The organism is Acinetobacter towneri (assembly GCF_017498585.1).
Lineage (GTDB): Bacteria > Pseudomonadota > Gammaproteobacteria > Pseudomonadales > Moraxellaceae > Acinetobacter > Acinetobacter towneri.
Map to the genome: position 1 here is coordinate 385,037 of NZ_CP071766.1, position 24,883 is coordinate 409,919.

Annotated in this window: 23 protein-coding genes and 1 riboswitch; of the genes, 2 read left to right on the forward strand and 21 right to left on the reverse strand. The window is 43.0% G+C overall.

The window, feature by feature from the left end; translation table 11 throughout:
- Positions 1 to 9: 9 nt before the first annotated feature.
- From glmM to J4G44_RS01900, 8 genes are all read right to left on the reverse strand, one after another.
- Positions 10 to 1,341: a phosphoglucosamine mutase gene (glmM, locus tag J4G44_RS01865; RefSeq protein WP_131261207.1), complete on the reverse strand. Its 1,332-nt coding sequence runs from the start codon at positions 1,339 to 1,341 to the stop codon at positions 10 to 12.
- 142 nt (positions 1,342 to 1,483) lie between these two features.
- Entirely contained in the window at positions 1,484 to 2,950 is a 1,467-nt protein-coding gene (gene guaB, locus J4G44_RS01870; RefSeq protein WP_180160828.1) for an IMP dehydrogenase, read from the reverse strand.
- 328 nt (positions 2,951 to 3,278) lie between these two features.
- Entirely contained in the window at positions 3,279 to 3,644 is a 366-nt protein-coding gene (locus J4G44_RS01875) for a YkgJ family cysteine cluster protein (RefSeq protein ID WP_004974255.1), read from the reverse strand.
- A gap of 106 nt (positions 3,645 to 3,750) precedes the next feature.
- Positions 3,751 to 4,548 carry an oxygen-binding di-iron domain-containing protein gene (locus J4G44_RS01880; RefSeq protein WP_178318896.1) on the reverse strand — a complete coding sequence of 266 codons (798 nt, stop codon included), beginning with the start codon at positions 4,546 to 4,548 and terminating at the stop codon, positions 3,751 to 3,753.
- A 186-nt stretch (positions 4,549 to 4,734) separates the two neighbouring features.
- Complete coding sequence (locus J4G44_RS01885) at positions 4,735 to 5,310, reverse strand: TMEM165/GDT1 family protein (protein WP_136144497.1); 576 nt, start codon at positions 5,308 to 5,310, stop codon at positions 4,735 to 4,737.
- Between the two features lie 71 nt (positions 5,311 to 5,381).
- A riboswitch (yybP-ykoY riboswitch) is annotated at positions 5,382 to 5,541 on the reverse strand.
- A gap of 117 nt (positions 5,542 to 5,658) precedes the next feature.
- On the reverse strand, positions 5,659 to 7,638 hold the full coding sequence (locus J4G44_RS01890; protein ID WP_207973792.1) for a 2-oxo acid dehydrogenase subunit E2: 1,980 nt from the start codon (positions 7,636 to 7,638) through the stop codon (positions 5,659 to 5,661).
- 2 nt (positions 7,639 to 7,640) lie between these two features.
- Positions 7,641 to 10,343 carry a pyruvate dehydrogenase (acetyl-transferring), homodimeric type gene (gene aceE / locus J4G44_RS01895; protein WP_207973793.1) on the reverse strand — a complete coding sequence of 901 codons (2,703 nt, stop codon included), beginning with the start codon at positions 10,341 to 10,343 and terminating at the stop codon, positions 7,641 to 7,643.
- Positions 10,344 to 10,711: 368 nt separating this feature from the next.
- Positions 10,712 to 11,395 (reverse strand): M23 family metallopeptidase, encoded by a 684-nt coding sequence (locus tag J4G44_RS01900; protein ID WP_207973794.1) that lies wholly within the window; start codon positions 11,393 to 11,395, stop codon positions 10,712 to 10,714.
- A gap of 106 nt (positions 11,396 to 11,501) precedes the next feature.
- On the opposite strand from J4G44_RS01900, the gene J4G44_RS01905 reads away from it, so the two are divergent.
- On the forward strand, positions 11,502 to 11,942 hold the full coding sequence (locus J4G44_RS01905; protein ID WP_207973795.1) for a DUF721 domain-containing protein: 441 nt from the start codon (positions 11,502 to 11,504) through the stop codon (positions 11,940 to 11,942).
- A gap of 97 nt (positions 11,943 to 12,039) precedes the next feature.
- Here the strand turns inward: J4G44_RS01905 and lpxC are convergent, their stop codons facing one another.
- The 8 genes from lpxC to gshB form a co-directional block, all read right to left on the reverse strand.
- Positions 12,040 to 12,942, reverse strand: coding sequence for a UDP-3-O-acyl-N-acetylglucosamine deacetylase (gene lpxC / locus J4G44_RS01910; RefSeq protein WP_004974240.1), 903 nt, complete (start codon positions 12,940 to 12,942; stop codon positions 12,040 to 12,042).
- A 123-nt stretch (positions 12,943 to 13,065) separates the two neighbouring features.
- Positions 13,066 to 14,247, reverse strand: a complete 1,182-nt coding sequence (gene ftsZ / locus J4G44_RS01915; protein ID WP_004974238.1) for a cell division protein FtsZ — start codon at positions 14,245 to 14,247, stop codon at positions 13,066 to 13,068.
- A gap of 159 nt (positions 14,248 to 14,406) precedes the next feature.
- Positions 14,407 to 15,669 (reverse strand): cell division protein FtsA, encoded by a 1,263-nt coding sequence (ftsA, locus tag J4G44_RS01920; protein ID WP_004974236.1) that lies wholly within the window; start codon positions 15,667 to 15,669, stop codon positions 14,407 to 14,409.
- Positions 15,670 to 15,736: 67 nt separating this feature from the next.
- Complete coding sequence (locus J4G44_RS01925) at positions 15,737 to 16,591, reverse strand: cell division protein FtsQ/DivIB (RefSeq protein ID WP_004974235.1); 855 nt, start codon at positions 16,589 to 16,591, stop codon at positions 15,737 to 15,739.
- Positions 16,592 to 16,593: 2 nt separating this feature from the next.
- Positions 16,594 to 17,523, reverse strand: a complete 930-nt coding sequence (locus J4G44_RS01930; protein WP_004974232.1) for a D-alanine--D-alanine ligase — start codon at positions 17,521 to 17,523, stop codon at positions 16,594 to 16,596.
- 56 nt (positions 17,524 to 17,579) lie between these two features.
- Positions 17,580 to 19,028 carry a UDP-N-acetylmuramate--L-alanine ligase gene (gene murC / locus J4G44_RS01935; protein ID WP_180043496.1) on the reverse strand — a complete coding sequence of 483 codons (1,449 nt, stop codon included), beginning with the start codon at positions 19,026 to 19,028 and terminating at the stop codon, positions 17,580 to 17,582.
- A 3-nt stretch (positions 19,029 to 19,031) separates the two neighbouring features.
- On the reverse strand, positions 19,032 to 20,135 hold the full coding sequence (gene murG / locus J4G44_RS01940; RefSeq protein WP_004974229.1) for an undecaprenyldiphospho-muramoylpentapeptide beta-N-acetylglucosaminyltransferase: 1,104 nt from the start codon (positions 20,133 to 20,135) through the stop codon (positions 19,032 to 19,034).
- A gap of 319 nt (positions 20,136 to 20,454) precedes the next feature.
- Positions 20,455 to 21,399 (reverse strand): glutathione synthase, encoded by a 945-nt coding sequence (gene gshB / locus J4G44_RS01945; RefSeq protein WP_004974228.1) that lies wholly within the window; start codon positions 21,397 to 21,399, stop codon positions 20,455 to 20,457.
- 116 nt (positions 21,400 to 21,515) lie between these two features.
- On the opposite strand from gshB, the gene J4G44_RS01950 reads away from it, so the two are divergent.
- Positions 21,516 to 21,710: a DUF3565 domain-containing protein gene (locus J4G44_RS01950; protein WP_070155853.1), complete on the forward strand. Its 195-nt coding sequence runs from the start codon at positions 21,516 to 21,518 to the stop codon at positions 21,708 to 21,710.
- 261 nt (positions 21,711 to 21,971) lie between these two features.
- On the opposite strand, the gene J4G44_RS01955 is transcribed toward J4G44_RS01950, so the two are convergent.
- From J4G44_RS01955 to J4G44_RS01975, 5 genes are read right to left on the reverse strand one after another with little or no spacing between them, the layout of a single operon-like run.
- Complete coding sequence (locus J4G44_RS01955) at positions 21,972 to 22,631, reverse strand: hypothetical protein (RefSeq protein WP_179996563.1); 660 nt, start codon at positions 22,629 to 22,631, stop codon at positions 21,972 to 21,974.
- Positions 22,628 to 23,071 (reverse strand): hypothetical protein, encoded by a 444-nt coding sequence (locus J4G44_RS01960; RefSeq protein WP_207973796.1) that lies wholly within the window; start codon positions 23,069 to 23,071, stop codon positions 22,628 to 22,630. The genes J4G44_RS01955 and J4G44_RS01960 overlap by 4 nt, the downstream gene beginning before the upstream one ends.
- Complete coding sequence (locus J4G44_RS01965; protein ID WP_121533679.1) at positions 23,071 to 23,637, reverse strand: IS630 family transposase; 567 nt, start codon at positions 23,635 to 23,637, stop codon at positions 23,071 to 23,073. The genes J4G44_RS01960 and J4G44_RS01965 overlap by 1 nt, the downstream gene beginning before the upstream one ends.
- Complete coding sequence (locus J4G44_RS01970) at positions 23,627 to 24,082, reverse strand: helix-turn-helix domain-containing protein (protein WP_004973749.1); 456 nt, start codon at positions 24,080 to 24,082, stop codon at positions 23,627 to 23,629. Before J4G44_RS01970 ends, J4G44_RS01965 begins: the two co-directional genes overlap by 11 nt.
- 57 nt (positions 24,083 to 24,139) lie before the next feature.
- Positions 24,140 to 24,571, reverse strand: coding sequence for a PAAR domain-containing protein (locus tag J4G44_RS01975; RefSeq protein ID WP_207973939.1), 432 nt, complete (start codon positions 24,569 to 24,571; stop codon positions 24,140 to 24,142).
- Between the last annotated feature and the right edge of the window lie 312 nt (positions 24,572 to 24,883).

Consider the following 24,883-nt stretch of genomic DNA (forward strand, 5'->3'; position numbering starts at 1 on the left):
ACCCCCCTTTTAGACGGCATGACGACGTACAGCATCTGCTAAATCTTTCGCCATTGCCTTCACTTCAGCCAAATCATCACCTTCCACCATGACACGAATCACAGGTTCAGTGCCCGATTTACGAATCAATAAGCGTCCACGACCTTTCAGCTGTTCCGTAGCACGGTCAAACTCTTCCACCAAGGCAGGAACGGTATACGGATCAAACATATTTGCTAAGCGCACGTTTTCCAGCACATTTGGCAACAGTTTAAAATCTGCCACCAATTCATGTAGGGCTTTATTTTGTTCGACCATCACCGTTAACACTTGCAAGGCAGCAATAATTGCATCACCTGTGGTGCTCTTGTCCAAAGTCAAAATATGCCCCGATGGCTCACCACCAATAACCCAGCCATTTTCTTCCAGACCTTGTAGCACGTAACGGTCACCGACATTGGCACGGAGTAATGGTACTTGGGCTTTTTCTAACGCCAATTCCAGCGCCATATTGCTCATTAACGTCCCAACAATACCTGCAGGTTTTTTCGAGCCTTGTGTGGCAAGAATATATAAAATGTGGTCACCATCAATTTGCTTGCCTTGACTATCCACCAAAATCACACGGTCTGCATCACCATCAAATGCAACACCCAAATCCGCCTGATGCTCAAGCACTGCTTTTTGCAAACTTTCAGGATGGGTTGAGCCGCAATTTTCGTTGATGTTTAAACCATTTGGCTCATTGTGAATGGCAATCACTTTCGCACCTAATTCACGGAATACCGCAGGGCCAACATTGTAGGCAGCACCATTGGCGCAATCGACCACAATGGTGAGGTCATTTAAATCTAAATGATATGGAAAGGTCGATTTACAAAACTCGATGTAACGCCCATTGGCATCTTTAACACGAACGCTTTTACCCAAGTTGGCCGTATCATCAATTTTTAATTCTTGCTGCAATTCTTGGTTAATTTCTTCTTGCAAGGCATCTGGCAGCTTTTTCCCTTCGCCCGAGAAAAATTTAATCCCGTTATCAAAATACGGATTATGCGATGCTGAAATCACAATGCCTAAACTGGCATGCAAAGCGCGGGTTAAGTGCGCAATAGCGGGCGTCGGCAATGGGCCGAGCAAATGCACATAGACACCTGCGGCATTTAAACCCGCTTGTAATGCTGCTTCTAAAATATAGCCTGAAAGACGTGTATCTTTACCTAATACCACAATAGGTTTATTTTTTTTGGTGTGTTTTTTTAAAACTTTACCTGCTGCAAAACCTAGTTTTAATGCAAAATCAGGTGTAATTGGTAACTCTCCAAACTTCCCTCGAATGCCGTCTGTACCAAAATAACTCATATTGTTCTCACTTCTTAGGGGTGATCTTTATCATCACTTTTTTACTGCGAGTTACTTTACACCAAAAATGAAAAAGCCGTCACATTGATGACGGCTTTTATTTGAAAATGCTACTAAATATCAACCAACGCGATAGTTCATATTAACCAACGCGATAGTTCGGCGCTTCTTTAGTAATCGTCACATCATGCACGTGAGATTCCTGCATACCTGCTGCAGTAATTTTCACGAATTTAGCATTTTGGCGTAGATCTTCAATAGTTGAAGAACCTGTATAACCCATAGATGAACGTAAACCACCCATCATTTGATGCACGATGTTGCCCATTGGGCCTTTGTACGGTACACGACCTTCAATACCTTCTGGTACAAGTTTTTCTGCACCTGCTTTCGAGTCTTGGAAATAACGGTCTGCAGAACCTGTTGCACCTGCCATTGCACCCAATGAACCCATACCACGGTATGCTTTGTAGTAACGACCTTGGAAGAATTCAACTTCGCCCGGTGCTTCTTCAGTACCTGCAAGCAATGAACCGACCATAATGGTACTTGCACCTGAACCAATTGCTTTGGCCATATCACCAGAGAAGCGAATACCACCATCGGCAATTAATGGAATCTGTTCTTTCAATGCATTGGCAACAGCGTCAATTGCAGAGATTTGCGGCATACCAATACCTGCCACAATACGTGTGGTACAGATTGAACCCGGGCCAATCCCCACTTTCACTGCATCTGCACCTGCATCTAACAATGCCAAAGCAGCATCGCCAGTTGCAATGTTACCGCCAATCACTTGAACTTGTGGATAGTTGGCTTTTACCCAACGTACACGCTCAATTACGCCTGCAGAGTGACCGTGTGCAGTATCAACCACAATCGCATCGACACCTGCTTCAACCAATGCTTCTACACGGCTTGGTGTTTCTGCGCCTGTACCCACTGCAGCACCCACACGTAAACGACCTAAGTCATCTTTACAGCTGTTTGGATACAATTCTGCTTTACGGAAATCGGTCACCGTAATTAAGCCCTTAAGCTCTTGATTTTCATTAACAACCAACACTTTTTCAATGCGGTGTTGTTGCAATAAAGCTTGAATATTTTCTTTAGATTCGTCTTCGCGTACAGTCACTAAACGATCTTGGCCAGTCATGATGTTGCTGACAGGTTGTTCAAGGTTTGTTTCAAAACGTGTGTCACGTCCTGTCACAATACCCACTACTTTGCCATCTTTCACCACAGGCACACCGCTAATATTATTGGCTTGAGTCAGCGCAATCAATTCACGTACTGTAGTTTCTGGCGTTACGGTAATCGGGTCTTTCACCATACCCGCTTCAAATTTTTTCACACGGCGCACTTCGGCTGCTTGCGCAACGATGTCCATGTTTTTATGCAAAATACCAATACCACCGTTTTGCGCCATCGCAATTGCCATACGAGATTCAGTCACCGTATCCATTGCTGCTGAAACCAAAGGAATATTCAGGTCAATGCCGCGCGTAAAACGTGTCTTTAAGGAGACATCTTTTGGGAGAACAGTAGAATAGGCAGGGAGTAATAAGACATCATCGAAGGTTAACGCTTCTTGAACGATGGTCAGCATAACAGTCTCACTGGTAATTTCCGTGAGCCATTATAAACAAATCTGGGCACAAATTTCATTTGTTCTCTAAGAAATATTTTTTATTCTGCCCTTCTGGGGGATGCGACATGAAAAAATCGGTAATTTTCATCTAAAAATTGAAGTTTTCATCCTTAGTTTGCTTTTTAGCCGTGCAGGTTTAAAACTTGCGATGTTTCATTTTTCAGGCAGATAAAGCCGCTTCAATGTGAACCATGATTGGCTATTTATCCAAAATTAGCCGTAAAAAAAAGCAAAGCCGCAGCTTTGCTTTTTCAATCTGGATTGCGATCAACAACTTAAAGCACCATTAAACCACTTGATCGAAGTCATCATCATTCACAGAAATGGCTGGATCGACTTGCACAAATGGAATCATGTTATGCGCACGACGTGCTTTATTGCATTGATCATCGGCAATTTGCACTTCTTTACAAGAGCTGCTGCGTAATTCATAAATCCCGCAGCTCACTTGCTGTCCAACTTCACCTTCTAAAGCGACACAACGCGGCTGACTCTGATTGGTACCACACATGCATGAATAGACTGCTGTTACTGGTTCCGTGTAGTGCTCAGGCATATTCATGCCTTCAGCCCAATAAAATGAAACACGGAAATAAGCGCAACACGCGCCGCAGCTTAAGCAGGCATCTGCTGTAGGTACTTGAGACAACATTCGTTAAGTTCTCGTCATCAAAAAAATCGTTTTTGGGCGAAAATCTTAAAAAAAGTTGTTTTTGCACTCAAGTTTTTTTTACAGTTTTTTCAGCTTTTTTTGTCGCTTATTCAGGGCAGCTAAAAACGTGTTCGTCCATCAAATCGACGCCACATTCCAGTGTTTCAATCCAGTCTAAGAATTGATTCACCTGTTCTTTGCCCACAAATGGCGTACCGTGTTGCGGCACAATCATTTCAACGTCCATGGTGCGTACCATATTCACCCAGAGGCGAATCACTTTATTGGAACACATATAGCGCTGATGGAAGCCTTTCATCGCAGGAATATGCGCAGCAAAATCAGTCAATGGAATTGAAGCATCTTCCACCATTGACGCACCCATATCACCAGAAAATAAAATTTTGGCGATAGGATCATAAAACTGGAAATTACCAACAGAGTGCAAGAAGTGCGCAGGCACAGCAATAATTTTAGACTCGCCCAAAGGAATTGCCTGACCTTCATCTGGCAGTTCCACCAAACGATCTAGCCAGTTGCCTTTCATACGATCACTCATAAAAGATGAGCTTAAGTGCGGCAAGAAACGCGCCCACAATTTTGATGCTACGATTTTTGCTTCGGTATAGACCAACCAACGTGGCATTGAAGTGATGATGTCTGGGTCTTGGTGCGATGCCATGACATAGTCAAGATTGGTCAAACGGGTATATTTGTTTAATTCCATGGTCAGTGGTACATAGGTCAGGTCACCACCTGGGTCTAGCACTGCAGCACGGTTATTATCAAGGATCAGAAATTGGTTAGCCTGAACACCTTCACCTTTGACCAAACTGGTAAAACTAATACATTTGTGTGTCCCATTGTCAAACAAGACCTGCGATGTTGTACGGTCAAATGCCATAACCAAACCCCGATTTTTTCATTTTTAAAAATACGTTTTCTATGACTGAATAACATATAGCTATTTATGGAAAGTTACAATAAATAAAATAGCTTGGATTATCTGAAATATCAGTGAATTGCATCACAACTTACAAAAATAAATCCCAAGCATTTTGCTCAGGATTTATACACATCCACTGATTCTCTAGAAGAAATAATGCTGTGCCAAGGTCGATACACCAATAATTAAGAAAATCAGTGCGCCAATTTTATGAATTAAAGCAATTGGCAAGCGGGTCGCCAGTTTATTACCAATAAATACCGCAGGCGCATTGGCGAGCATCATGCCTAATGTCGTACCCAGCATGACCCAGAAAATACTGTCATAACGTGCGGCTAAAGCCACCGTGGCAATTTGAGTTTTGTCGCCAATTTCTGCCAAAAAGAACAGCACAAAGGTTGCACCAAACACACCATATTTTTGCCATTTGTTGATGCTTTCGGTTTCATCATCCAACTGGTCGGGAATCAGCATCCAGATAGCCATTGCAATAAAGCCTAAAGATAAAATCCACAACAAGACTTCTGGGCTGAGGACGGTGGTAATCCACTGCCCTAACACTGCAGAAAGACCATGGTTAATCAGTGTTGCCAATAAAATGGCAACTAAAATAGGGGCAGGTTTACGAAAGCGGGCTGCGAGTAATAACGCCAGTAACTGGGTTTTATCACCCATTTCAGCTAAAGCGACTATGGCAGTCGAGATGAGGAATTCATACATGATGTTTTTCTCTGGCTAGCACACATACCAATGACCTATCCCTCCTGCTAGCCAAAATCTGCAGAGTGATAAATCAAAGGTCTTGCCAACAAAAGAAAGCTTGAAAAAGCAGACTTGGTTCTTTGCTATGATGACCATGTTCTGTGGAACAAATATGTTGACCATCACCTTTTTACTTGATGTTGTTGAAACCCAGAAAGTAAAAAGCGGCTACTCCCCAATGAAGTAAGCCTATTCTAAACGGAATAGTGTGCTTAAGCAAATGTTGTGCTGACATCAAAACGAATAAAAACAAGTCACAAAAAAACCCTGCCTTAGCAGGGTTTTAATTGGTTTTTTTGACTTGATTTAGAGCAGTAAACTCCGAATATCAGCCAACAACTGAGTCAGTTTATGGGTAAAACGTGCTGCATCGGCACCATTGATGACACGATGGTCATACGACAATGACAATGGCAACATCAAGCGCGGATCAAAGCCTTCACCATTCCAGACAGGCTGCATGGTCGCTGGTGAAATACCCAAAATCGCAACCTGCGGCCAGTTCACCAACGGCGTAAATGCCGTACCGCCAATCGAACCTAAACTGGTGATGGTAAAGTTTGCACCTTGTAAATCTTTAGGCGACAACTTTTTATCACGCGCTTTTTGACTCAACTCACCCAGTTCAATCGCAATTTGTTTAATCGATTTCTGATCTGGATTACGTAGTACAGGCACGGTTAAACCATCGGGGGTTGCCACCGCAATGCCCATGTGGATTTCTTTACGCAGCAGCACAGACTTTTGATCGTCTGCCAGATGCGCAGCGAAATATGGCTCATCTTTCAGCAAATGCGCTACTGCTTTGGCAATGAACGCCAAAATGGTCAAGCTAACACCTTCTTTTTTGAAGTTAGCTTTCAATTCACTGCGCCACGCTTCTAGCTCAGTAATATCGGCCAAATCAAATTGCGTGACTTGTGGAATGTAATTGTTCAGGGACAATTGCGGAATTGACACTTGTTGTAAGCGCGTCAAACCTTTTTCTTCCACGCCACCAAATGCACTAAAATCAGGCAACTTTGGCAAACCTGTAACTTGCTGTGTTGTAGCAGCGACAGGAGCCGTCTGCGGCGCAGTAAGACGCGCTTTAACATAAGCCTTCAAGTCTTCTTTGAGTACACGCGCATGTGGGCCAGTGGCGTTTACATCTGCTAAAACAACACCTAACTCACGCGCCAGTTTACGCACAGCAGGGCCTGCATACACTTTTGCATTGGCTTCATTTTGCGCCTTGCTCAATTTGTCTACATTCGTATGTGCACTTGCTGCAACCGTTGTGGTTTGTGCTGTAGATGCAGCACTGACTGCTGGCGATGCACTTGGTGCAGAGGCAACTTGCGCTGCCGCAACTGCTGCTGGTGCAGCTGCGCCTGCAGTTACTATCGTCACTAAGGCATTGCCCTGCGCAACACTTTGTCCTAATTCCACGTGGATGGCTTGAATCACACCTGCGGTAGTACTTGGCACCTCAACCGTGGCTTTGTCTGATTCCACCACAATCAAACTTTGGTCAGCGGCGACTGTATCGCCTACTTGTACCAAAATTTCTGCCACTGTGGCTTTATCGACCCCTAAATCAGGCACTGCGACTTCAACCTGAGCTGATGCTGCAGTTTGTGGTGCAGATGCAGTTGCTGCGTTCACTGGTACAGCAGCCGCTTCTGCTGATGCCACTTGAGGTGTTTCCACCTGTGTGACTGCAGCAGCGGCGGTTTTCACTTTCAGAATCACCACACCTTCTTTTACGGTATCACCCGTATTGATTTGGATAGCGGTAACTGTACCCGACACCGTACTCGGCACTTCTACTGTGGCTTTGTCCGACTCCACCACAATAATGCTTTGATCAACATCAATCGCATCGCCGACTTGTACTAAAATTTCCCCAACAACGGCTTTTTCCACGCCAATGTCAGGTACTTGTACATCTACTTCTTGTGCTGTGGTTGATGTCGCCGAGCTTGGCGCTGCAGCGACCACTGGTTCAGCATCTTGCTTCGGTGCAGCATCTACTTGGGCTTGCGGTGCAGCAACTTCTGTAGCAGCTGCCGTTTGAGCTTCAGTTTCCAACTCAATCAGCACCGCACCTTCAGTCACTTCATCGCCTTGTTGTACCAAAATACTTTTCACCACCCCTGCAACGGTGCTGGGTACTTCAACAGAGGCTTTGTCTGATTCCAATAGGACAATGCTGTCATCAACTGCAATCGTGTCGCCAACTTTGACAAGAATATCTGCAACAGTGGCTTTATCGACACCAATATCAGGCGTTTGAATTTGCATGATCAGTGCTCCTCTTTGTAGTCAGCAACCGCTTGTACTTCAGGAACCGCTTGCGGTGCCCACGCGACAGGACGATCTGTATCTAACTCAAATGTCGAGATTGCATCTTTGACCAAACGCGCATCGACTTCGCCTTCATCAGCCAGTTTTTTCAAGGTGGCTACCACAATGTGTGCAGCATCGACCCCAAAGTAGCTACGCAAGTTACCGCGGGTATCGGAACGACCATAACCATCGGTACCTAAGGCAACAAATGGACGATTGTCTGGCAAGTAACCGCGAATTTGCTCGCTATAGGCGCGCATGTGATCGGTAGCAGACACGACAATGCCATCTTTGCCACGTAACTGTTGTGAGATCCACGGCTCTTTGCTTTCTTCAGCCAATGGATGCAAACGGTTGTATTCTTCACACGCCATACCATCACGCGCCAATTCATTAAAACTGGTCACACTGTAGACATTCGAGTGGATTTGATACTCTTCACGCAAGATTTTCGCCGCTTTGATGACTTCACGCAAAATCACACCTGAACCTAGCAATTGAACCGTGGCTTTTTCATCTTCCTGCAGTAAATACATGCCGCGCTTAATGCCTTCTTCCACACCTTGTGGCATTTCAGGATGCTCGTAGTTTTCATTCATTACGGTGAGGTAATAGAACACGCGCTCCTGATTGACATACATGCGTTGCAAACCATCATGCACAATCACGGCAAGCTCATAACCAAAGCATGGGTCATAGGACACACAGTTTGGAATAGTATTGGCTAAAATATGCGAGTGACCATCTTGGTGTTGCAAGCCTTCACCATTGAGTGTGGTACGTCCTGCAGTGGCACCCAACAAGAAACCTTGCGCCTGTGCATCACCTGCCGCCCATGCAATATCCCCAATACGTTGGAAACCAAACATGGAGTAATACATATACATTGGGATCATTGGTAAGTTATTGGTCGAATAACTGGTACCCAAAGCTGCCCAAGCACTCATTGCACCTGCTTCGTTAATGCCTTCTTGCAGCATGTGACCGTCTTTGGCTTCACGATAATGCATCAATTGTTCTTGGTCTTCAGGGGTGTATTTTTGCCCATGTGCGGCATAAATACCCAGTTGACGGAACATGCCTTCTAAACCGAAAGTACGTGCTTCATCGGGTACAATGGGTACCACACGGTCTTTAATGGCTTTTTCTTTGAGCAGGGCAGAAATCAAACGCACCATCACCATAGTGGTCGATTGTTCTTTGCCACCTGAACCTGCCAAGACTGAATCGAAAACTGATAATTCAGGAATTTGTAAAGCTTCGCTGTCTTTACGACGCGCAGGCAAATAACCACCCAACGCTTCGCGACGCGCTTTCATATATTTCAATTCAGGCGAATTTTCACTTGGACGATAGAACGGCACTTCTTCAAGTTGCTCATCGCTAAATGGCAAGTTGAAGCGGTCACGTACATATTTTAAAGAATCCAACTGCATTTTTTTGATTTGGTGGGTTTTGTTCACCGCTTCAATTTCATCAGACAAACCATAACCTTTGACAGTTTTGGCTAAAATGACCGTTGGCTGACCTTTGACCTTACATGCTTCAGCATACGCCGCAAATACTTTGTACGGATCGTGACCACCACGGTTCAGGTTATCAATATCTTCATCGCTTAAATCTTTGACCAATTCTTTGGCTTCAGGATATTTACCAAAGAATTTCTCACGAGCGTATGCACCACCTTTCACTTGCAAGCGCTGATAATCACCATCCACCGCTTCTTCCATAATGGCTCTTAATGCACCTGTGTCGTCTTTGTCTAATAAAGCATCCCAATGACGCCCCCAGACCACTTTAATCACGCGCCAACCTGCGCCACGGAATAACGACTCAAGTTCTTGAATGATTTTACCGTTACCGCGTACAGGGCCATCTAAACGCTGTAAGTTACAGTTCACCACCCAAATCAGGTTATCTAGCTTTTCACGACCTGCCAGTGAAATTGCACCCAAACTTTCTGGCTCATCCATTTCACCATCGCCTAGATATGCCCAGACTTTACGGTCTTCTTCTTTAATTAAACCGCGGTTCATTAAGTATTTTTGAATATGTGCCTGATAAATTGACATGATTGGACCCAGACCCATCGACACCGTTGGGAACTGCCAATAGTCAGGCATTAAATAAGGATGTGGATAGCTAGGTAAACCGTTACCGCCCACTTCACGGCGGAAATTATTCAATTGATCTTCGGTTAAACGCCCTTCTAAAAATGAACGGGCATAAATACCGGGTGCACAGTGACCTTGGTAGTAGATCATATCACCGCCAAAATGATCACTATTGGCACGGAAGAAATGGTTAAAACCAACATCATACAATGTTGCTGAAGATGCGAAACTTGCAAGGTGACCACCTAAATCATCACCTGTTTTATTGGCACGCAATACCATTGCCAACGCATTCCAGCGAATCAGGGCGCGAATACGACGCTCCATATCCTGATCGCCCGGCATGGCAGGTTGTTCTTCCACTGAAATGGTATTGAGGTAAGGAGTATTTAATCGCTGAATGGGTACATGCTTTGCAATTGCACGTTGGTACAGTTTTTCGAGTAAAAATGCTGCCCGTTCAGTACCCATATGTTGTAACACAGCATCAAAGGCGTCTTGCCATTCTTGGGTTTCTTGTGAGTCCGTATCACCGTAAAACGCCATAATTCACTATTCCTAAGCCTAATCGTATGCTTTATATGTATCATAATTTAGACTTTAGTAGATATGGCTAATCTTAAATGCATATCCTGCATACTATTTAGAAAATAAATAGTCATTGACACATTCTTACAGCAAATAACAAAAAACCGCCAATTTAGGCGGTTTTTTATACAATAAAGCAGATACTGCGTGTTATTATTTTTTTAGGTGATAAGTTGATGTCTGAAATGTCTCACTAGATTTTGCTAAAAGCTAAAACGTGAGTATAAAGAAAAGCGACCTTTGCCGCTTTAATTTCATGTTTTAATTTGTAGTTCGCGTGTAGTTTACAGTGAGTGTGGCTAGAGCATGAATTTCTAGCCAAAACATTACGGCAACATTGCTAAATAGGTAGAAGGGTTCTTACGTTGACCATCTTTCACTACTTCATAATGTAAGTGAGGACCTGTACAACGACCTGTACAACCCACGTTGGCAATATGTTCGCCTGCATCTACACGGTCACCCACACGTGCAATTAAACGTGAAGCGTGTGCGTAGCGCGTGATATAACCATTACCGTGGTTAATTTCTACATATTGACCATAACCTGTGCCCCAGCCTGACTTGGTCACAATACCTGGGCCAGTCGCATAAATTGGAGTACCGCTTGGTGCAGCAAGGTCTAAGCCTGAATGGTTTTCAGCACGACCACTCATGACACGACCGCCATAGTTCGAGCTAATACGTGCATTTGGTAATGGATGTGACACTAACCAAGCATAAGGATTTGAAGAAGTAAAACGGGTGCTGGTATTGGTACCGTATTTTTTTGCTAAAGACGCATTGTTTAATTCTGTAGTCTTTTCACGAAGCTTAACGGTCATCTGCGTTTGTGCAGGAACATCAATGTCTTGTGTTTCTGTATAAGAACCTTGTGACAAGGTGCGGGTTAATTGCTCAATACGATCAGTCGATGAATTTTGAGAATCTAACTCAACTAAATCAGCAAATGCGACAGATGCTGCCGAAGCTGCCAGTGAAAACGCTAATAAAATACGGCGCGAATGCATAAAAAAACCTCTTAACTGTTCTTACTTGAAGTTCCTTGTGATCTCTTCCTTGATATCTACTGAAAGGAGCGCATAAGATTAGGGCATAAACATGAAGGAATGATGTATGTCCGAACCTGTGAATCTCTTTCAACAAACAAGAAAACACATAAAAACAGGAAACCTAACGTTTCTCTCAACCCAAGTTGCTGCATGGCAGAAACTTGGCAAACTTATTCAACCTTTACTGCCGCAACCAGAGCAATGGCAGGTGGTTTGTTATCAACAAGGTGTCTTAACCATTACTGGAACGAATCAAGCGATGGTCAGTCAACTTGCTTATTTGCAAAAGCAATACATTACTCAACTGTCACAACTGCATGAACTGAAAGACTTACAAAAAATCCAAGTTCGTTTAAGAGTTGAATCTCAAACGCCCCCAAAAAGCGAAAAGCCTTTAAGAACACTTAGTCCAGAAACTCAAGATATGTTACGAGGTGCTGCTGACTTTGTGAGCGACCCTAAGCTTAGCCAAGCTTTGTTACGTTTGGCAAGCAATAAAAAATAATTGTTTGCAGAAAACACCAAAAACTCGTGCTCAAATTTGTGATGAAATTCACATATTATTGTTGTTACATTATAACGTAGTAAGAAAAGACAATGACTTATGTCACATGCACAAAAGTGATCGGGCAAGAATTTATGTCATCAAATGTTACAATTTCATAACTACTTGGATCGCTCTGAACATTGCGTAATAACTGATTATTTAAGGCATGTCCTGATTTATAACCATCAAACTTGGCAATAATTTGATGTCCAAGCAAGTACAAATCCCCCACAGCATCTAAAATTTTATGCCGTACAAACTCGTCCGAGAAGCGCAAACCTTCTTCATTGACCACGCCTGTATCATCTACCCCAATGGCATTATCTAAACTCGCACCCAAAGCCAAATTATTGGCTTTTAAATAGTCCAAATCTTTCATAAAGCCAAAAGTACGTGCGCCACTGACTTCATAGACAAAGGTTTCTGTAGAAAAATCGATGGTGGCAGACTGATATTCTTTTTTAAAGGCAGGATGATCAAAGTCGATGGTGAAATTGAGCTGAAAACCTTCATGCGGACTGAACACCGCACGTTTATCGTCAATTAAAGCTTCTACAGGTTTTAAAATTTTGATGAACTTTTTCGCAGCATCCTGTTCTTTTAAACCACCCTGCATCAACAAATAAATAAAAGGCCCTGCACTGCCGTCCATAATGGGCACTTCAGAGGCAGACACTTCAATAATCAAGTTATCAATGCCCAACCCTGCAATTGCACTCATAACATGCTCAATAGTGCCAACTTTGGCATTATCCTGAACCAAATTCGAGCACATAAATGCTTCTTGAATCAGCATGGCATCGGCTGGAATATCGACAGGCGGATTTAAATCGATACGACGAAACACAATTCCCCCATCGGCATGATGCGGCACAAAGTTGATCAATACTTTTTGACCACTGTGCAGACCAATACCGCTCGCCTTGACGACACGTTGTAGGGTACGTTGTTTCAGCATGTTCTCAATTCATCTAAATTTTAAAACCGCTATACGTTAGCATATTTAGCCATTGATAAAAAACAAAAAAGGCAGTTTAAAACTGCCTTTTCCCGATCACACAATGAAATTGAGGATCTTGGCTTATTTACGCTGCTGATTTTTCAAATAGTCTTGAATACTCATTGGCGTTGGACGCGCAGAGCCTGATGTTGTTGTCGCACTAATTGCAGGCGCAGTTTCTGCCTGCTGACGCTGAATTGCAGGCACATCATCTTCTTCTACTGCCGCTGTTGGTGCTGCAGAAGTGGTTTGTGTCACGGTGCGTTTTGCAGGCTCTGGTGTATCGCCTGTGTTACGCGCTAAACCAGTAGCAATAACAGTCACGCTAATTTCGTCACGCGCTTCAGGATCAAATACCGTACCGTAGAATACTTGGGTTTGTTCGGTATCTGAAAGTTGATGAATCACGTCCATGATCTCTTCGATTTCACCGAAGGTCACATCATCACCACCCGTTACGTTAATCAACAAGCCTTTGGCATTGGCAATGGTTACGCTATCGAGCAATGGGCTACGAATCGCTTGTTCAGCCGCTTGACGCGCACGGTTTTCACCACGACCTGAACCAACACCCATCATCGCATAACCGCGCGTACTCATCGCAGTTTTCAAGTCAGCAAAGTCTAGGTTGATGTGACCTGGACGTACCACCAAATCAAAAATACTGCGTACACCGTTCAACAAAACGTCATCGGCTTTTTTATACGCATCTTTCATTGAAATGTCGCGGTAAACTTTCATTAAACGCTGGTTTGGAATAATGATTAAAGAGTCTACATGCTGTTCTAATGCCGCAATCCCTTTTTCCGCAGAAAGTAAGCGACGCTTACCCTCAAAGTTAAATGGCGTAGTCACCACACCAACAGTCAAAATGCCCATTTCTTTGGCAATTTCAGCCACAACTGGCGCAGCACCTGTACCTGTACCACCGCCCATCCCTGCAGTCACAAACACCATGTCTGTGCCTTCAAGTTGCTGACAAATCAGCTCGCGGCTTTCTTCCGCTGCAGTTTGACCCACTTGAGGATCACCGCCCGCGCCTAAACCACGTGTGCTTTGCTCACCTAGCTGGATTTTGAATTGCGAATTCATGCGATCCAATGCTTGTTTGTCCGTATTGGCACAAACAAATTTTACACCCTGAATATCCGACTCAAGCATGTGCTGCACAGCGTTACCACCTGCACCACCCACACCAAACACAGTGAAACGGGCTTGACCGTTGCTATCGGTTTGATCATCTATAAATTCAAATGAGGCCATGACCTTTAGATTTCCTAATACGTTATTGGCAGTCACTTAAGCCCGTATACTGCCTTGATCTTCATAAAAATTATTTTTAAGAATGCTGTTCAACTTCTGGCTTGTCAAGTACCAGTGATGATCCGTACAACTTCCTAACAATATTCCCAAAAAACTCAACTAAAAAATAGATTTTAACTTTTCGTTCAAGCCAGACCATGCCCGTCCGACACGCCCCCAAACCGATAAGGTTTCAGGGTCTTCATGTTCTACAATCGTGTCTTGAGTATAGTTTTGACTATAAAGCAATAAGCCTGAAGCTGTTGCATATTGTGAACGGCGTAAGGCGGCCTGATGCGGTTCATCGGCATAAACTTGTGAAGGATGATTCCCCAAGTGTGCCGAAACACCCAACATACGACGTACCAAGCTGATCATGCCTTCAATTTGTGAGGCATCACCCGCCAAAACCACACCATGATATAAACCATGAATGGCACCGCTCTTTTCGAGTTCCTGACGAATTTGTGCAAAAATTTCTTCATAACGCGCAATAATAATTTCCGCCAGTTCAATACGGCTAATGGTTTGCGGCCCATCAATGCCCTGAATCTGAATCATGTGATCAGGTTTGACCACTTTCATATCTACACAGCCATACAATAGCTTAATCCGTTCAGCTTCTTCAGTTGTGGTTTGTAACACCGCTGCAATATCGCGGGTGACATGCTCACCACCACGCTGCAAAGTGTGTGCCAAGGCCAAACGTCCATCTAAATAAACTGCAATACTGGTCGTACCTGCGCCAATATCTACCAGACACACACCGTATTCTTTTTCATCTTTAAGCAGACTGGCTTCTGCAGTGGCTAAATTTGACACCACCATTTTTTCGACACCAATATTGGCACCTTTTAAAGCACGGTCTAAATTCTGCATGGTGCTAATAGGCAACATCATCAATTGATAATGCCCCGTCATGCTATGTGCTGACATACGAATTGGGTTTTGTACCCATTCACCCGAATCATCTAAATCGAAACCGAGTGGTACTGCACTCACCAAATAATGGTCTGAGGTGAGGTGACTGGCTTTGGCCAAGTCCAAGGCGCGTACCACTTCACTGGTGGTAATGGTGTGATCACTACTTTCAATAGGTGTGCGACCTGAAGCATAAAAGCTTTTTAGCTCTGCACTAGGAATAGAAATCCATGCCGAATGCACTCGGCATTCCGCCATATCTTCCGCTTCTTGCACAGCATTTTTAATTGCAGTAATCACTTTATCGAGACTGACAATTTTTCCTTTACTCATGCCTCGATTACGTGCGGTGGCCATACCAATGACTTGGATATTGTCTGGCGCATGGACCTTAGCAATCAAAACTGAAACTTTGTGCGTCCCAATGTCAATCGCAACAACCGAGGGAACAGCTTCACTCATTTATTCACTACCATTACCAGTATGTTTAATTTATGGCTTAATGCCTCTATTTTTTTAAAGCCCAATATTATGGCTTTGCTCTTATTCCCTCTGCAATGCTTGTGTCATCAATCGTTACAACAAAGTGACCATTTGCAATTTTTGGCGGAATTGAGTTTTTCCATTGAATGGCTAAACCATTGCGATAACGCAAATCGATGGCGGATATTTTAGACCATACAGGTTTCAAATCACTTTGTGCAAGATGCCCCAAGCGCTGCAGCTTACTCATGGTTTGATCTTTATCTACAATAACACGTAGACCTGAATCAAACTGCATAAACCACGTCATACGTTCTGTTAAATATAGTTCTTTTAAACGATCGTTGACGGGTAAGAATAATTGGTTAATTTCATTATAACGACGCATCATCATTTTAGATTGATGCGTTGGCCCGTGTAATAACGGTAAATGTTGATTATTTTGTGGCGTGACCTCGGTAAAGACTTCACCGCTGTCACTGAGCAAACGACCTGTCCCCCAACGTGCAATTGGATGACGCGGCATAACCCGCACACGAATAGCATTCGGCCACGCACGTGAAACCACCACTCGATCTACCCAAGACAACTCCAAAGCGGTATCGCGGATTTGCTCTAGGTCAGAGGTGAAATAGTTCTTGGTCATTACAGGGTTCACATGCGTCATCACTTGGCGGTGTTCCGCATCTGAACGTGTACCCACTACATCTAGCTTGGCAATTTGTGCATCGGTCATGACTTTGTATAGCCCGTACGCACCCACTGCCAACACGAGCACCGCAACGCACAGCATTACCCAACCGCCAAAATGAATCAGCTTTTCTTTGGCTGTTGGCGGTTTGTCATGAATCGAGGTAATCGCTGCCCGTTTACGGCGCAAGGATGCAGGAAGTTGAGCCATATTTAGTGTGCTTCACCTGTAAGGGTTTGTGCCAAAATTGCCACACACAGCTCATCAAAACTATAGCCGACTGCATTTGCCGCTTTCGGAACTAAAGAGTGGCTGGTCATTCCCGGCACGGTATTCACTTCCAATAGCCAGAAATTGCCGTTCTCATCTTGCATGGCATCAATACGACCCCAGCCACTTGCACCCACGGCTTGGAAGGCACGTAATGCCAAAGCTTGTAACTGTTGCTCTTCGGCAGTGCTTAAACCACACGGAATACCGTATTGCACATCATTACGTTGATATTTGGCTTCATAATCATAGAACGCCACATCTTTCGGTGGTTCTAAACGAATAATCGGTAAAGCCTGACCATTTAACAGCACGATAGTAAATTCACGTCCTGTAATCCATTTTTCAGCCATAACAATAGCGTCATGTGCAGTTGCTTTCGCTACAGCATCGGCAAAGTCTTCTACTTTTTCGACTTTGCTCATGCCAATACTTGAACCTTCATGTACAGGCTTGATGATGAGTGGTAAACCCAATTCGGCAACCACGTCTTCAATATTGGAATCTTTGCTAACAATACGATATGGCGCAGTTGGCAAGTCAGAACCTTGCCAAATTTGCTTGGTCTTCACTTTGTCCATGCCAATGGCTGAACCTTGCACGCCCGTACCCGTGTATGGAATATTCAACCATTCCAAAACACCTTGAATTTGACCATCTTCACCACCGCGCCCGTGTAACACAATAAAGGCACGATCATAATTGACCAATTCGGTCACGCTACGTGTTTGTGGATCAAATGCTTCTGCATTGACCCCAGAACGTAGCAGTGCTTCGAGTACTGCTTGACCGCTGTCTAGAGAAACCTCACGCTCAGCAGATTTTCCACCCAATAACACGGCAACTTTGCCGAACTTTGAAGCATTTGACACGTTTATATCCTTAAACTTTAAACTGGTCGATCAAATTCAAACATCACAGGTTGTGATTATTTTAAATATAAATGGTTTTGTGCAAGCTCGATTGAAATCGCCCCCACATTACCTGCACCTTGGGTCAATAACAAGTCATTGGCCTGTAACACTTGTTTCACAATATTCGGTAGGTTGCCGTCATTTGGATCGACCAAAATTGGCTCAACCTGACCACGCAAACGAATACTGCGTGCCAAAGTACGGCTATCTGCGCCAACAATTGGTTTTTCACCCGCAGGATAAACATCGAGCAATAACAATTGATCGACTTGTGACAACACTTCCACAAAGTCATCAAAACAGTCACGGGTGCGACTAAAACGGTGTGGCTGGAACAACATCACCAAACGGCGATCAGGATGACTTTGACGCGCAGCTTTAATGGTGGCTTCCACTTCTTTCGGGTGATGTCCGTAGTCATCTACCAATTTCACATTGCCGTCTGCTACCGCAAACTCACCTTGTACTTGGAAACGACGACCGACACCGCTAAAGCCTTCTAAAGCACGGCAAATTGCACCATCAGAAACGCCTTCATCGGTGGCAATTCCAATTGCAGCCAAGGCATTCAATACGTTATGCAGCCCCGGTTGATTCACCGTCACGCGTAACGGTTCGCGGTCTTTACGCAGTACAGTAAAGTGTGTGCGCATACCGTCTTGATCAACATCAACGGCACGAATATCGTTTTCTTCATTAAAACCATAGGTCAATACAGGGCGCCCGATACGCGGCATGATTTCACGAATATTGGCATCATCACCACACACCACAGCCAAACCGTAGAATGGCAGTTTGTGCAAAAATTGAATAAAGGTATCTTTTAAGGTATCGAAACTACCACCATAGGTGTCCATGTGGTCGGCATCAATATTGGTCACCACAGCCGCCATTGGCTCTAGGAATAAGAACGATGCATCAGATTCATCGGCTTCTGCCACGATATAACGGCTAGCACCCAATGCTGCATTGACCCCAGTACGGTTTAGCAAACCACCAATCACGTAAGTTGGATCCATGTTTTCTTCGGCCAACATACAGGTGATTAAACTGGTAGTGGTGGTTTTACCATGTGTACCCGCGACTGCAATACCATGACGGTAACGCATCAACTCGCCCAGCATTTCAGCACGACGCACCACAGGAATACGGGTGTCAATTGCTGTTTTAATTTCTGGGTTTTCTGGGTCAATTGCAGTAGACACCACCAACACATTGGCGCCTTTAATATTCTCTGCCGCATGCCCAATATAAACCTTGATGCCGTTTTCTTCTAATTGCGCTGTGGTTTTTGAAGCTTTGATGTCTGAACCCGACACTTTATAGCCTTGGTTTTTCAAGACTTCGGCAATACCACACATCCCCGCGCCACCAATACCCACAAAATGAATGTGTTTGATACGGCGCATTTCAGGCACTTTGATTAATTTTTTCGCTTGATCAGCGGGTGTAGATGGAGACATATTTTACTCGAACAATGCTTGAATAAGACGAACCACGTGTTGAGTTGCATCAGGCTGCGCCTGCTGACGGGCTTTGACTGCCATTTCAGACAACAATTGACGATTCATTAACGGGGTTAATAATGTTGTTAAACTTTCAGGTGTCATGCTGGCTTGCGGACAGATTTTTGCTGCACCAAGATCGGCTAAAAACTTGGCATTGGCAGTTTGGTGATCATCCACCGCACTAGGCAATGGTACAAATACTGCTGCAACACCTGCAGTCGCGACCTCGGTTACCGTGAGTGCGCCCGCACGACAAATAATTAAATCGGCATCACTATAGGCTTTGGCCATATCTTCAATAAAAGGCTGTACCTCAACCTGTAAATGGTCAGGCTTGTGTGCATAACGTGCCTGCGTCGCTTCGGCATGGTTTTGCCCACATTGATGATAAACATCTAAAGCGACATTTAGTTGCTTTAACGCTTCAGGTACACATTCATTTAAGGCTTGTGCACCTAGTGAACCACCCACAATTAAAATACGAATTGGCAAGCCTGCTTTTTCACGTTCCTGATAGCGCCATGCAGGGCTTAAGGTCGCAGTGATTTCTTCACGAACAGGGTTGCCTGTGGTGACAATTTTGTTACTGTTTGGAAAGGTATTTGGGAAAGCCTGACACACGGTTTTTGCCACACGTGACAATTGAGTGTTGGTAAAACCCGCAACTGCATTTTGTTCGTGAATCAGCACAGGAATACCCAAAGCACGTGCTGCCAAGCCACCCGGCCCTGCCACATAACCACCAAAACCTGCAACAGCATCAACTTTTAATTGCTTCATGTAACGCACAGCACTGAGCGTTGCGCCTAAAATTTTAAATGGTGCAGCCAGTTTACGGATCAAACCGTTGCCACGTACACCTTGAATATTAATTTGGTAAATTGGGATATTATGATTTTTAAGCAGACGATTTTCCATGCCCGTTGGGGTCGCCAACCATGACACTTGAATCCCTTGTTGCTGTAATTGTTTTGCGACGGCCAAAGCGGGAAAAACATGTCCACCTGTACCTGCGGCCATCATCATGACATGTTTAGGCTGTTGTTGCTGTGCGTCAGTCACGGTTTAATTCTTCAACTCAAAATAAGGCAAATAAAAATCTTGTATAAGCTATCAATTGTAATCACAAACGCATGGGCTTGAAAGGTTATTTACTTTTTTTCACCAAGTGCTTGATTGTTTTTTTCTACAGATTTTCAAGTTTAAACTAGTTTTATTATTAATCTACGGAAAATGTTAAGTTTTATTCAATTTTACCTGCTTTGATTGATCTATTTTGCAAAGTGTTTAAGTTGTTTTTTGTATCCACGTCTCTAAAAACAAGGCCGCTTTCAAATAGAAAACGGCTTTTGTATTGATACAGTGAGCATAAAGCCCAAACTTAGTTGGGACGACCTGCTTCAAGTACGGTAAATAAATCATCGGCAATGGATGTACCAAACTGTGCATCAATTTCACGAATACACGTTGGACTGGTCACGTTGATTTCAGTGACATAGTTGCCAATCACATCTAATCCGACAAAAACCAAGCCTTTTTCACGTAAAAATGGCCCGACTTTGGCGGCAATGGCTTTGTCATTTTCAGTCAATGGACGTGCTTCGCCTAAACCACCTGCAGCTAAGTTGCCACGCACTTCGCCATTTTGTGGAATTCGTGCCAAACAATAAGGCACAGGCTCACCATTAACCATGAGGATGCGTTTATCACCATCTACAATTTCTGGAATATAGCGCTGCGCCATGATTGGCTGAGTGCCGTTGTTGGTCAGAATTTCAATGGTTGAGCCAATATTGACCCCATCTTGGTACAAACGGAAAATTCCCATGCCGCCCATGCCATCGAGCGGTTTAACGATCACATCACCATGTTGCTGAATAAATTCACGAATCAGGCTTTGTTGTGACGTGACCAATGTCGGAACTTGTAGTTCTGGGAATTGAGTCGCAAACAGCTTTTCATTACAGTCACGCAGGCTTTGCGGCTTGTTGATGATCCATGCGCCTTCGCGTTCAGCTTGCTCTAAAATATATGTGGTATAAACGAAATTCATGTCAAAAGGCGGGTCTTTACGCATGAGAATGACATCATAATCAGCTAAGGATTCTTTGCGTTTTTCGCCCAATTCGTAATAATGGTTATAATCTTCAAAGACTTTGAGCGATGCAATCAGACCAAATGCCTTGCCCTGATCAATATATAAGTCTTGCTGTAATGCATAGCCCAAGGTATGCCCACGACGGCTTGCCGCCCATAACATCGCCATGGTTGAGTCTTTTTTCAAATTGACACTTTCGATGGGATCCATCACAACAAGTACGCGCATATTTCGGTGCTCTTTTGAAGAATTGAATAAGCAAAAGTATAGCGGAGTTTGGCTTTGGTTTTGCTGCAATTTTCGTAACGCTTTATCCACGATCATCATGCACTTAGGAGTATGCGATGCAACAAGCGATTATTGGTTTTCATTTAGATGAAGAAAATGATTGGGTCGCAGATTTGGCCTGCGGTCATGGGCAGCATGTGCGGCATAATCCACCGTGGCAAAACCGCCCGTGGGTAATCACAGAGCAAGGGCGCAAGGAAAAGTTGGGGGTGATGCTGGAGTGTAAGAAGTGTGAGGAGGAGACTGAGTGAATACGCTTAGATACTCAGTGTTATTCATACCCTCTTCATACCCCAAATGTCTCCTTTTAAGTCGTGCGTGTATAGCATTCTTCGCTGCCATTAAAGGGCGATCTGGTCTCATCCATGGAACTCGAGAACTTGTGGTGCACGCACTATGTTGTCGTGTATGACGTTAAAGATTCTGTTCGTATTTTAAGAATTTTGCATACATCACAACAGTAGGGTTAGGTTGATGTATTTACGCACTCCTGAAAACCAATACAACAAAGATCACTGGTAACTAGCGATCTGTTCAATCGCCAACTCATAAGAACTTTCAAACTGATATTTCAGCGTTTTATCTTGAGTAGAATGAATAAAATCTTCCATTTTTTGTCTATATTCTTCATGTCCTGCCTTATACATCGCGAGTAAGTACCCCCACTCACCATATAAATATTCAGAGTCATTTTTAGGAGTGACTTTCAATGTCTTTTCCAGCAATGACGCTACTTGGGCATAACATTTTTCATATTCATTTTTAGGCTTTTTAGCGTAATAGCTCAACTCACATTGAGTCAGTAAACGTGCTTCGCTAAACCTAGTTTTTAACATTTTACTATTTAAATCATAAGCTTCTTTATACATGGCTGTGGCTAAGTAAATCTGCATTTGCAACTTTTCTCGCTCGGAATCATTCTTAATTTTGCTTATTTCAGACAAACTATCTTTCATTACCTTATTCGCATGTTCTCTTTCCCTAAAATTCAAATTATGAATCGTATCTTTATATTTTTTTATAATAGATTGATCTTCTGCAGAAAGACTCTGGGCAGCTTCACTATCTTGAGTGAGTTCAACTTCACCATGATGTGTATTATGTCCATTAGATGAGCAGGCAGTGCTTCCGAATATCAAGAAGGCTGTTAAAAAAATAAGAAAATTCTTCATCTAACTTCCCTTGCTGCGGAATTTAAAGTAAAGCTGTGGGTTGTAAAACTGGGTATCGGGGTAACAACTCCACCGCTAAACGTCAATACATATCCAAGATCTAATTCAACCCTCAATAGGAGTAAATCAGGCTCAGGTAAGGTAATGTTACAGAAACCTACTGGTTCTTTTCCTCGCTCAATACTCCAAACCCCACCATCAGACTTCAATTCTTGTATTTTTAATAATTCAGATTTTCTATTTTTTTCTTTATAGAGTCTTAGAGTTGCATAAGGAGTGATTTTATTTGCATCATGTTTTACAACTGGCGGGTGATATGAAACTGTTATAAACAGATTCTTTTTCTTTAAAATAGATGTAACGATAAAATCACATGCTCCTGAAACTATTTGTAAAACACTCCCAAATAGCCCTTTTTTATCTTCATCGTAAGCTGTCATCAAAAAGTAAACATGTATTCTTTTCCGAATTGGTTTGATACTCTCTCCACCCATTGCTCTATTTTATCAGCTGTCATGACTTGAAAATCTCGCCAATAATATTTCATCTGCTTCCATACCATCTCGATTCGATTTAACTCAGGGCTATAAGCTGGAATAAAATACAAATTCGTCGAAAAGTTACTTTTAAGTAGCTCTCTGTAATCAGCCATCTTTTTACTTCTATGAATCGAGGCATTATCAACAATAAGAACCAATGGAAGGTTATAAGTCTGTTTTACTTGTTGAGCTATTCCAGTTAAATAGGCATAAAACCAAGTGCTTGTAACTGACTCTTGTAAACAACTTGTCACCAGTTTCCCCGTTGAAAGCAAACACCCCATGACATTAACTCGTTTTAATCTTATTGCATCAACCGCATGAACATCACCTATCTTTGTCCACGCATAGCGGTTATCAGGTGTAGATGAAAACCCTGTTTCATCAACATAACCTAATATAATTTCACCACGTGCCGCTTGCTCTCGTAATTTTTCAATCTGCTGTGTTGCTTGTTCAAATGCAATCGGATCTCTTTTTTTTCAAGCTATGACGGGTACGCTTGAAGACCATACCTGAATCACGTAAAAACTTACGAATGGTTTCAACAGACACGGACACTTCGTATTCTTCATGTAGTTTGACTCGGATTTGTTCTGCATTGAGTGGACTTGTATTGACCCAATCTAGGATTTTCGCCTGATAGTCTGAGATCAATGTATTGGGCCGACCTGAGCGATGACCTTCTTTAATCGATTCAAACTCATACAATTCCCAACGTCGGCGTTGTAGCCTTATGGTTTCTGGGATACGTTCTTGTAGAGTGGCAACTTCCGCAACACTTTTACCTTCAGAAAGCCAGAGAATAGTTTGGGCACGTTGTCTTTCACGCCAATGTTTTGCATGCTTGGCCAGAAAAATGAGTCGTTCTCGCTGTTCTAAACTAAGTGGTACAGAAACAATTCGAGGCATGTGTGAACATCTGTTAACTAAAAAAACTTTTTCGCATGATTAGTTATTTTTGTCAACTTATGGAGGAATTCCTGTTTTAAATTTTACATAATCGGTTTTATTAAACTCAATATAATAGTTCTCATACTTCCTCTTATTTGTAAAACTATTTATTAAATTCTGTTGAGCACTTATAGGCAGAGTTTGCTCAGTTTGAGGATTAGAAACTATATGATAATTAGCATTACTCCCACCAACAACATGCGACTGTTGCGGCTGAATAATAGCACCGCATGTTAATTTATCCCCGACATAAGCAACTGGCTTACCATCAAAGATAATATGGTCATGGCTTTTAATCACTGAAGACCAACATTTACATCTTGGACAGAAATGCCCATCGCCCGCTCTAACAAAAGAATTGCCCATTTGAGAATTTCTTATCTGAGTAGCTAGAATACGACCACCATGATTAGTTGGTGCATTATGAATAGCAAAACCTCTCATAATCTTAATCCTTATAGTTTAGTCATGACTAAGAGAGTTCTGAAATGTTAATTGATCTTTAAAAATGCATATTGCCACCGAATTGTTAAAAGTATCAATAATTTCATCGCCATTCTTTAATTGACTACTGACCAATAGAGCAGTGATACCTTCAACAACTTTTAAGATTTGCTCAATCTCTTTTGAGAACATCTGTTGTTCTAGTGTTTTGATAAATAATTTGTATAACGAAGTTGATCTTGTCATTTTTGAGTTCGTATATGTTTTTATTATATAATGCGAAGTATAACAAACTTTTAAATTAGTAAAAAATCA